At 71.6% G+C, this 7770-nt stretch carries 6 protein-coding genes and 1 pseudogene; 6 read left to right on the forward strand and 1 reads right to left on the reverse strand.

What is annotated here, in order from left to right:
• The first annotated feature begins 9 nt into the window (after positions 1-9).
• Together VF794_RS19720 and VF794_RS19725 are read left to right on the forward strand one after the other, a co-directional pair.
• Positions 10-2169, forward strand: coding sequence for a hypothetical protein (locus tag VF794_RS19720; RefSeq protein ID WP_331112656.1), 2160 nt, complete (start codon positions 10-12; stop codon positions 2167-2169).
• A 52-nt stretch (positions 2170-2221) separates the two neighbouring features.
• Positions 2222-2968 carry a hypothetical protein gene (locus VF794_RS19725; RefSeq protein WP_331112658.1) on the forward strand — a complete coding sequence of 249 codons (747 nt, stop codon included), beginning with the start codon at positions 2222-2224 and terminating at the stop codon, positions 2966-2968.
• A 4-nt stretch (positions 2969-2972) separates the two neighbouring features.
• Here the strand turns inward: VF794_RS19725 and traC are convergent, their stop codons facing one another.
• A complete protein-coding gene (gene traC, locus VF794_RS19730; RefSeq protein WP_331112666.1) occupies positions 2973-4772 on the reverse strand; it encodes an outer membrane exchange accessory lipoprotein TraC in 1800 nt (599 codons plus the stop codon).
• 209 nt (positions 4773-4981) lie between these two features.
• On the opposite strand from traC, the pseudogene VF794_RS19735 reads away from it, so the two are divergent.
• From VF794_RS19735 to VF794_RS19750, 4 genes and pseudogenes are all read left to right on the forward strand, one after another.
• Positions 4982-5539 (forward strand): annotated as a pseudogene (locus VF794_RS19735) (DsbA family oxidoreductase); the annotation flags it as partial.
• 138 nt (positions 5540-5677) lie between these two features.
• Positions 5678-5920: a hypothetical protein gene (locus tag VF794_RS19740; protein WP_331112660.1), complete on the forward strand. Its 243-nt coding sequence runs from the start codon at positions 5678-5680 to the stop codon at positions 5918-5920.
• A 197-nt stretch (positions 5921-6117) separates the two neighbouring features.
• Positions 6118-7065 (forward strand): DUF4202 family protein, encoded by a 948-nt coding sequence (locus tag VF794_RS19745; RefSeq protein WP_331112662.1) that lies wholly within the window; start codon positions 6118-6120, stop codon positions 7063-7065.
• 136 nt (positions 7066-7201) lie between these two features.
• Positions 7202-7770, forward strand: a 569-nt coding sequence (locus VF794_RS19750; protein ID WP_331112664.1) for a PIG-L family deacetylase, incomplete at its 3' end; no start/stop codon positions are given.

The raw sequence follows: 7770 nt of genomic DNA on the forward strand, positions 1-7770 counted from the left end.
TGGAAGCAAATGACTCACGACACCACCGCCAGCACGCCGCTGTCACCACAGTGGGGGAAGAAGCACATGCGTGGAGACATGGAGACATCGGCCGGGACGAGCCTCCCCGTCAGCAGCTACTCGGGGTACTCGTTGCATGCCCGGACGCCCGAGGACGGCATCAACCTCATCCTGTCCCAGCCCGGGCTGAGCTGTAGCCGGGTGACCCGGCTGAGCCCCACCACGGTGTGGGCCCTCCCCGAGGCCGGCGCCGAGCTGCCCCCGCGCGACCGCCCCCTGCGCCTGTTGCTGGAGGGCCACGGCTCCACCATCGGCCCGCTGCTCGGGGAGACGCTCTGGAGCGATCCGCGGCGGAGCGACGCGCCCATCGGCATCCAGCTCCTGGGGGTGTCGCGCGAGCAGGGCCAGCAGATCCTCTCCCTCCTGGACGCGGCGACCCGCCAGGGACACGCCCAGCCCGCGGTGTCTCCCCTGCCCGTCGAGGAGTCCCTCGTCGAGCCCGAGCGCATCCGCTCCATCCTCAAGTCCGTGTGCGTGATGCAGCACCAGGGCACGCTGCGGCAGCTCGGGCGCACGCTGCGCGTGTCCCTGGAGTACTTCGACGTGGAGGGCTCGCTGCTGCACTGGCGCCGCGAGGAGCCGGACGCGGAGTGGGGCGCGGCGCCCTATGACATCGAGGTGGTGGGCTACAACTCGGCCTACCGCATGCGCGTGCCGGCGTTGGAGACGCGGGGCGAGCGGATGGTGACGCCCCTTCCCCGGCGGCTGTGGCAGGTGCGTCACCGCTGGCACCGGCGCGTGCCGGCCCCCACCGGGCTGCGTGCCCGCTTCCACCACCCGCTGTGGGCCGAGCTGGGCGTGCGGGAGCGTGAGGCCGTGGACCTCTCCTTCTCCGGACTCTGCCTGCTCAGCCCCGCCGAGGACCTCGTCTTCCCGGGCCTCCTCCTGCGGTCCATCGAGGTGTGCGGCGAGGACGGCGAGCCCATCCTCCTGCGCGGCGAGGTCCGCTACGTCTCCGACAAGAGCCCGGACGGGCAGCGGGTGTGCGGCATCCAGGTGAGCCCCTGCTCGCCCCAGGACGAGGCGCGCTGGGTGGAGCTCGTCTCCCGCGCGCTCTGCCCCACCACGCGCGGCGGCGAGCAGTACCCCGAGCAGCTGTGGGAGCTGCTCGTCGACTCGGGCTACTTCAACCTGGCCGGCAGGACGTCGGAGCACTTCGAGGAGCTGCGCGCCCACTTCCTGGAGCTGAGCCAGCGCGCCGCGCGCCTGCCGCGACTCTTCTGTCAGACGGTGTGGCCCTCGGAGCGGGGCGTGGAGGCCACGCTCTCCTCGGTGCGCCCCTACCGCCATGGCTGGCTGGTGCACCAGTTGGCCAAGCGCCCTGGCAAGCCCGAGGCCCCCCAGGTGCCCGGACAGATTCTGCGCGACATCCACGTGCGCACGCTGGAGCACGCGCAGGCCGATCCCGACTTCCGGTGGCTCGTCGCCTATGCCGAGTCCACCGTGCCCCTCATGGAGCGCGTGCACCTCGCCTTCGCCCGGGCCCATGCCGCGAAGGGTGAGGCGCTCGTCATGCCCGTGCGCCTGATGCAGGTGAGCTGCGACGAGGAGAGCGGCCTGCCCGCGGACGGGCTCCAGCTCGGCCCGGCCCGCTTCGAGGAGAAGTCCCTCCTGGCCGAGCACATCGCCCTCCACCGCCCGGCCTGCTACGTGGACGCGCTGGACTTCTCCCGCGAGCGGTTGGAGCTGCGGGAGGTGCGCGAGACGTGGAACGCCGCCGGCCTGGAGCGCGAGCGCCACGTCCTGGTGGCCCGCCGCGACGACGTGCCGCTGGCCGCCATCGTCCTGGAGCTGGGCCACCCGGGGACGAACCTCTTCCGCCTGCTGGACACCGCGCGCCTCTTCCCGCTCGCCCCGGAGGGCCGGGAGGCCTACGTCGCCCTGCTCGACGAGGCCCGCCGGTGGTACGCGCAGTGGGGCCGCTCCTCCTTCGTGCTCGTGCGCGAGGACGAGGACGACAGCTACGCCGCCGCGGCCCGCCTGCGCGACGAGCCCGGAGCCCAGCCCTGCCTGTGGCTGCTCTCCGCCCGGCTCCTCCCCGAGTTCCTGGAGCACGTCAGTGAGGCGACCGTGGGTCGCCTTCCCCCGCGGCAGCAGCGCACCGCCTGAAGCCGTACCCGCCGCATCAGCCGCATCAGCCGCACCCGAAGGAGTCCCCGATATGAGTCTGGTCAAGGAGCTGTACGAGCCCTATGTCCTCCCGGCACGCGCCCGCATCTCGACGGATCCCGTGATGCGCAGGCTGGTGGACCCCGCCATCGACCCGGTGGTCCTGGAGCGGTTCTTCATCCAGCTCAACTCGCTCGGCGTGTACATGACCGAGCCCGTCGAGGGGTGGATCCGCCGCACGGGCCAGCGCTGCATCGCCGAGGGCCTGGACTCCCTCGGGCGCGCCCTCCTCATCCACTCCAAGCACGAGTCCGGCCACGACCTGATGATGGTGGAGGACGTGCATCACCTGGTGCGGCGGTGGAACGCGCGGCGCCGGCCCCTGCTCCAGATGGAGCGGCTGCTCCACCAGCACCCCACGGACGCGATGCGCGCCTACCGCCAACTGCACGAGGACACCCTCGGCAGCGACCTGCCCATGGGGCAGATCGCCATCGAGTTCGAGATAGAGAACCTGTCGTCGGTGCTGGGGCCCCACCTGCTGTCCAACGTGGTGCGCGTGCTCGGCCGCGAGACGCTGGAGGGGCTCAGCTTCATCAAGGAGCACGTGCGGCTCGACGTGGGCCACATGGAGCTGCACGCGCGGATGATGGAGGAGCTGCTCCAGCTCATGCCGGAGAACGCCCGGACGCTCGCGGAGCTCGGCTCCGAGGCGCTCGACATCTACCTGCGCTTCCTCGGGGACTGCATGCACTCGGCCGAGACGTCGCTGTGGAGCCCGACCGAGGCGGTGGCCTGAGGCCTCAGTCGCCGTAGATGGACTCGGGGCGCGTGAGGCCGCGCGCCTGGGCCAGCGGCAGGAGGATGTCCTGGGGAGGCGCGTCCGCGGTGAGCAGCAGCGCGCGCACCGCCTTCTCCACCACGTCCTCGGCGGAGGGGCGCACCATGCCCCGGCGCGCGTCCTCCACCTGCCGCTGGCGGTAGCTGTTGAAGCGCTCCTTCACGCGCTCGGCGATGGAGGCCATGGCCTTGTCGCCCGCCTCCACCCGGAGCTCCGCCTCGGTGCGCAGCTGCACGGGGTCCGCCAGCACGCCCACCTTGTCGTAGGCCTTGTTGGACGAGTCCTCGTGCATGGCCGCGTAGTCCGCGGTGCGGGGCGAGGCGCCCGCGGCGTCCTTGGCCAGGTCCACCAGCCGCTCGGTGACGCTCGCGGTGATGGTGAAGCGGTGCAGCTCCACGTCATAGGGGTACTCGGCGTAGACGGGCTCCTCCACGGTGAGGGGCTCGCGGTAGTAGGCGTCCCGGCCGCGCTGCACCTCGCGCCGCTGCGCCTCCGCGGCCTCCTGCCCCGCCTCCACCCGGCGCTCCAGCTCCTGCACTCCCACGTCCTTCTGCTTGAGCGTGCCCTCCTCCGCCTCGCACTGGGGGCTGCAGCGCGAGGGGCTGCACTCCTTGGGCACCTCGCCGGGCTTGGCCTGGCTGTAGCCGCGGATGCACTCGGACAGGGCGGTGCCGCACGTCTGGCGCTCGCGGGCACGGCAGCGGGTGGCCACCTCGCGCACCTGGGTGAGCTCGTCCTGCTTGCGCAGGTAGTCGCGCAGCACCCCGGACAGCTTGCGCTCCACCTCCTCCAGCTTGCGCTCCTGCGTCAGCAGGGCCGTCTCCAGCTCGGCGCGGCGCGGGTTGGGCACGGCCTTGTTCGTCACCAGGTAGCGCGTCGAGCGCTGGGCCTGCTCCACCGACTTCACCGGCATCACCCGCTCCAGGGCCACGCCCAGGCGCACGCCCTCGTGGTTCTTGGGCGCCTCGGTGGTGATGACGCGGATGGGCACGTCCCGCGGCAGCAGCGCCGACAGGCGTCCGGGCGACAGCCGCTGCACCACGTCCGGCGCCTCCGCCTTGTCGTCCGCGGGCGCGGCCACCACGAGGAAGGCCACCTCGTCCTTCAGCTTGCGGCGCATCTCCTCGGCGCGCTCACGCGCGGGCGTGGCCCCCACCCGCTCCTGGTCCGCGCGCACGTACGCCAGCAGCGCGTTGCCCAGCTTGCCCTCCTCCTCCAGCCGCTGCGCCGTGGTGAACCACCGGTTCGCCCACGCCGTCTGCACGGAGACCACGCCCTTGCTCGCCACCGCGTGCTCCGGGTCCACCGCCAGCACCGCGTCGAACTCGGCCCGCGCCTCCTGGAGCTTCTCCTCCTTCAGCGCCTGGAGGGCCCCCTCCGCCCGCGTGTCCAACGTCTGGGTGAGGAGCTCGCGCGCCGCGCCGTTGCCGGGGTCCAGTTGGAGCGCGCGCACCAGCAGCGGCGTGGCCCCGGCCAGGTCGCCCTGGCCGTGCACCGCCCGCGCATTGCCCAGCACCTCGGCGCTCCAGTGCTTGTGCATGCCCAGCAGCTTCGCCTTCACCTCCGCGTCATCGGGCTCCGCGGCGAGGGCGCGCTGGTAGGCGGCCTCGGCCTCGGCCCACTTCCGCTGGGAGGTGAACTGGTCTCCCTCCTTCATCGCGCGGGAGAAGGCCGTACAGCCAGCGGCCGTGAGCAGGGCGAAGAGGGACAGGGCGATCAGCCCCAGCCAACGGGGCGGAGACGAGGAAGGATGGATGGGCATGGGACGCACGCGGCCATCTTCGGGGAAAGCGGCGCCCGGTTGAAGCGGTGATTCTCCGTCCGCCCACCGGGCGGGCAACCGCCTGGAAACGAGCGTGTCACGGCCGGAGACGGCGGCAGTCTCTATGAGAGGACTCGAGGACCCTGGAGAGGTGACCCATGCCCGTGCGCATCCGGCTGTATTCGGACTTCGTCTGACCGTACTGCTTCGTCGCGGAGCACAGCAGCCTGGTCAGGCTGCAAGAGGAGTATGACGTCGAGGTGGAGTGGCGGGGCTTCCAGCTGAACCCGGGCACGCCCCGGGGTGGAGTGCCCCTGGAGCGGCTCTTCGGAGCCCGTACGGAGTCGATGCGCGCACAGGTCGAGCGGTTCGCCCAGGGCTTCGGCGTCACCCTGAAGGTACCCAAGCACTTCTCCAACACGCGCCGGGTGCTGGCGGTGACGGAGTGGGCCCGAGACCAGGGCCGCTTCCAGGCCTTCTATGACGCGGTCATGGAGGCGCAGTGGCAGCGCGGCGAGGACCTCGAGAACCCGGACGTGCTCGCCCGGCTGGCCGAACAGGCGGGGTTGCCCGGAGACGGAGCGCGTCAAGCCATGGACGCCCCCGAGTACCAGGCCCGCGTGGAGGCGACCGCCCAAGAGGGCCAGCGCGAGGGTGTGCAGGGGGTCCCCACCTTCTTCATCGGGACTGCCCGGGTGGTGGGCTGCCAGCCGTACGAGGCCTTCGTTGAGGCCGTGCAGCTCGCGGGTGCCACGCCCCGGCGCTGAAGGGCACGCTCCCTCGCCTGTTGTGCGAGGGTCGGTCACGGTCCCTACGAGGCTCCTGGCTCGGGAATGACGCGACGCACCAGCGGGTATTCAGTAGTCCCGAGGGGGGACCCATTCCGAGAGAGGGAGTTCAGCGACATGGCCTGTGCGCAACCCAAGCCCAATCCCACCGAGCTCCGCCTGCCCATGTGGGCGGACCACCACCGCGTCGAGGATTACCGCAACGTCCACTGCCGCTTCTACGCGAGGTGCATCGACGCGGCCGTCAAAGAGGACTGGGAGGGCTTCTCCTGCCAGAAGTGCCCACTGTTCCACAACGACGCCGCGCCTCGCGCGGAGCAGTACGCCTACGACCAGCCGGCGGATAACGGCCGGCCGTAGTCGAGTGGTTTCGGGGGTGTTCCGCCCCCACTGTGTGCCAGCGCACGGGCTCCACCCGAGCACCCGTGTACTGGTGCACGACGGATTCGCCCTCCAGTGTTGTGGCCTACGCGTCTACACCTGGGACCCTGGCCTTTCGGAAGTCGCGACCGCAACTTGCCGCGTCCTCACGTGCGGGTCACCCGCGGGAGAGCGCGATGCTCCGACAGCTTCTGCTGTCCGAAACCGAAGCTGGTGGCACGAAAACCGTCACCAACGGCGCGTTCCTCCTGCTGGCCGAGGAGTTTCCCACCATCGCCGTGCAGCCACCGGCCCAGGGTGGCAACACCCACGTCCTGAAGCTGGATGCCCAGGAGTGGCGCGCCCCAGGCTTCGACCCTTTCACCTGGGATGAGCGCGTCTTCGGCGCCGCGGGCGAGTGTCGCGGAGGCAACTGCCTCGCCGTGCACCTGACCGGCGCCCCACGCGAGGCGCTGGGCACCACGGCGCTGGAAGTCCTCACGCGCTACCAGGGCCTCGTCGGCCGGCGCAACGCCGCCTCCGAGGGGCCCCTCTTCGACGCCATCCTCGCGCGGCACCTGGCCCTGCATGACTTCAGCAAGCCGCTCGTCGTCGCGGACTACCGGCACGCGCTGGACTGCTGGCAGTGGGTGCTGCGGCTCGCCCCACGGGCGGACCTGGCCCTCCAGGTGGCCGCCCTCTTCCATGACGTGGAGCGGCTGCTGTCCGAGCCCGACCTCCGCGTGGAGCACCACGCCTCCGACTACCAGTCCTTCAAGGACGCCCATGCGGCACGGGGCGCGGACCTGGCGTGCACGCTGCTCACGGACCTGGGCGTGGACGAGGCCACCCGCGAGCGCGTGCGCTGGCTCATCAGCCGCCATGAGCAGCCCGAGAGCGACGTGGGCCTCACGCTCCTCAACGACGCGGACGCCCTCTCCTTCTTCTCGCTCAACGCCTCTGGCTTCGTCCGCTACTTCCCCCTCGAGCACCAGCGCCGCAAGGTGAACTACACGCTCAAGCGGCTGAGCGCTCCCCAGCGCTGGCGGCTCGCGCGGGTCCGGTTCGCGCCCCAGGTGCGCCGCCTCCTCGAGGAGGCCCTCGGGGCCATTACCCTTCCTTCCACACCACAGGAGTCGGCATGAAGCGGGTGAGGACGCGGCATTACGCGTAGCGGCACGTCCCTCTCCAGGGGAGAGGGGCTGACAGGTGGCGTGCCCCCAAGGGGGGCCGAGGGATGGGAGGCGGCGATGGAGAGGGCACCTGGAAGGGGGCGCGGACATGCGCCCTCCTGACGAATCACCCTGGTTGCGGAGCCACCCGGCCGAGGACGGGCGTACCGTCGCCGATGTCCTCGCGCCCTTGCTGCCTCCCCAGGCCCTGCGCGGCTCCGTCCTCTTCGTGGCCGCGCACCCGGATGACGAGGTGCTGGGGGCCTCGTGGTTGCTGCGCCGCAGTCCCGGCTGCCACGTCATCCACGTCACCGACGGTGCCCCGAGGGACGCCTCGCTGCGCTCCCAGGGCGCGCCCCCCACCCGCGAGGGCTACGCGCGCCTGCGCGAGGAGGAGGCCATCGCGGCCATGCGCCTGGCCGGCATCGCCCCGGACCAACTCCTCTCGCTGGGCGCGGTGGACCAGGAGGCCACGCTGGAGCTCGTCACCCTCACCCACTACCTCATGGCCCTGGTGAAGGCCCTGCGCCCGACGCTCCTGGTCGTCCATCCGTACGAGGGGGGCCACCCGGACCATGACGCCGCCGCCTTCATCTCCCACTCCGCCGTGGCGCTGATGGCCCGGGCGGGACGCACGCCGCCCACCCTGTTGGAGATGACGTCCCACCAGCGCCACCA

Source organism: Archangium sp. (genome assembly GCF_036389735.1).
In the GTDB taxonomy this organism is placed as follows: Bacteria; Myxococcota; Myxococcia; order Myxococcales; family Myxococcaceae; genus Archangium.

Excerpts from the sequence above, each read along its gene's own strand:
- VF794_RS19720 (WP_331112656.1), top strand. The coding sequence starts at position 10 with ATGACTCACGACACCACCGCCAGCACGCCGCTGTCACCACAGTGGGGG.
- traC (WP_331112666.1), bottom strand. The coding sequence starts at position 4,772 with ATGCCCATCCATCCTTCCTCGTCTCCGCCCCGTTGGCTGGGGCTGATC.
- VF794_RS19740 (WP_331112660.1), top strand. The coding sequence starts at position 5,678 with ATGGCCTGTGCGCAACCCAAGCCCAATCCCACCGAGCTCCGCCTGCCC.
- VF794_RS19745 (WP_331112662.1), top strand. The coding sequence starts at position 6,118 with ATGCTCCGACAGCTTCTGCTGTCCGAAACCGAAGCTGGTGGCACGAAA.
- VF794_RS19725 (WP_331112658.1), top strand. The coding sequence starts at position 2,222 with ATGAGTCTGGTCAAGGAGCTGTACGAGCCCTATGTCCTCCCGGCACGC.